The sequence below is a fragment of the Hungatella sp. L36 genome (assembly GCF_014288035.1).
In genome coordinates this window covers 1-1700 of the sequence record NZ_JACOPC010000049.1, presented here as the reverse complement: position 1 = coordinate 1700, position 1700 = coordinate 1, and the positions used below count along the sequence as shown (strand labels likewise).

Sequence of the window (1700 nt, the reverse complement as noted above, 5' to 3'; positions counted from 1 at the left end):
ATCTTCCAGCAGCACAATGGAGTCGCTGTCAAAAAAGTTCTCTTTCAGCTTGAGGTAGTAATACTTGCGGTTATCTGCCATTGTCCCTGTCCTCCTTTTTCCGGCGTTTGGAGTAGTAGCGGGGGCAGAGTATGATAACCGCCCGGAAGCTCTGCTTGCAGCTATGGGTACAGCCCCGGCAGAGGTCGTTGTATGTGATACGGTCGCAGGTGGTATTCCCGACTTTTACTTGCCGCAGGAAAAAAGACCATTCCAGCCGCCGTTTCTTGCTCATTCTTGGCATGGGTGCGCTCCTTTCTGCCGTTTCCGCTGGTGTGGCGGTATCGGCGATAATTCTGTATTATCTCGGTATCATTTTCGGGGTTTTTCTGCCCTGTAAGTCCCTTAAAAAATCCTTTGGTATTGCGGGTAGGGTACGGGGCAGCCCCCTTGTTCTGTATGGGTTCGGGTACATTTTGGGGTGGTTTTTATCGCTCCTGTTCCTGCCTTTTCACAGGCTTGCGCTCCCGGCGTAAAATCTGGTCGATATTGCCCTTGACGGTCTGTAAGCGGCGGTATTCCTCCCGTTTTGCCCGGTAATCGTTGTAGCCGCTGTTTTTCTCTTTGATAAGGCTTTCAATCTCTGCTTGCAGGGCTTTATAGCTCGGCAGCTTGGAAATGCCGTTCTCCCTGAAATAGCGGGCGGCTGCGTCTGCTATGATAAAGTCGCTTTCGTGCTTCTGTCGGTAGGCTGCTTTTGCTTTGGCGTTTTTCTGCTGTTTCAGCCCGTCCCGGACAGGGCGGGTCTTGGAATAGGCAAGCACCTGCCGTTGCAGCTCCTTTTTCCCGTCCAGCGTCTTTTCCACCTGCTTCAGCTCTGTAAGGCTTTCCTGCATGGCGGCATAAGCGGCAGAACAGGCTTCGTCCAGTTCCTCCGGGGAGGAAAAGCCGTACTGCTGGTAGGCGGTAACGGTAGCTGCCATTTGCTTTAGATTGTGCTTTGCCGCCCAACGGTCATAGCCCACGCCCTTGCCCTCGGCTCGCTTGGCTTCCCGGTCAACCATGCGCTGCAAGGTGTTGTCTGTCGGGGTGGTTTTTGCGGCTTTTTCCTCTCGCAAGCGTCCCTTTTGGGTGTGGGGGTATTCGGGTATGGCTGTGGTCTGTTCGGCGGCTCTGTGGGCGTTCTGCGTGAGCAGGGCAAGGACAGCAGCCTTGTCAAAATCGTCCCCCAGCTTCCGGGCTGTGATAGGCTTTGTCCTGTCCGGCGTGAGGTAGGAAAGCCGCCCCCGGCTCTCCTTGACGGTCACACCCTCCCGCAGCAAAAGGGAAGAAAACTCGTCAAAGCTGCCAGCTTGGGAAAGTGCCTGCCGTATCGTCCGGCGCAGCTTCGCCTTGTCCGTTTCAAACTTGGTGGGCTTGGTCGGCTGTCCTGCGGCTTCTCTGGCGGCGTTCTCTTTATCAAGGGCAAGCTGCCCTTTCTTTGCCGCCCAGTATTCCCGTTCGGTTATCCGTTCCTTGCTGCCGTTCAAGAGGTCGATTTGGTAAAGTCCCTCCCGGTGGCACATCTCCATGACTTCACTCTTGAAATATTCCATAGCGGCATTGGTGCAGCGGTGCTTGCAGCCCTCCCGTGTATCGGCTGGTCTGTCCATGTAGGGCAGAAGCGGGACTTCATAAATCCGCAGGGAGTTGATGACGATATGCACATGGATATTGCCGCT

The 1700-nt window shown here is 54.9% G+C and carries 1 protein-coding gene and 2 pseudogenes; all 3 read right to left on the bottom strand.

Going from position 1 to position 1700, the window contains the following annotated elements:
• Window positions 1–165 (bottom strand): annotated as a pseudogene (locus tag H8S80_RS34960) (phage replisome organizer N-terminal domain-containing protein); the annotation flags it as partial.
• Window positions 89–283 (bottom strand): annotated as a pseudogene (locus tag H8S80_RS35225) (hypothetical protein); the annotation flags it as partial. The pseudogenes H8S80_RS35225 and H8S80_RS34960, both read right to left, overlap by 77 nt.
• A gap of 184 nt (window positions 284–467) precedes the next feature.
• A partial coding sequence (locus H8S80_RS33830; RefSeq protein WP_187049102.1) for a relaxase family protein occupies window positions 468–1700 on the bottom strand: 1233 nt, incomplete at its 5' end.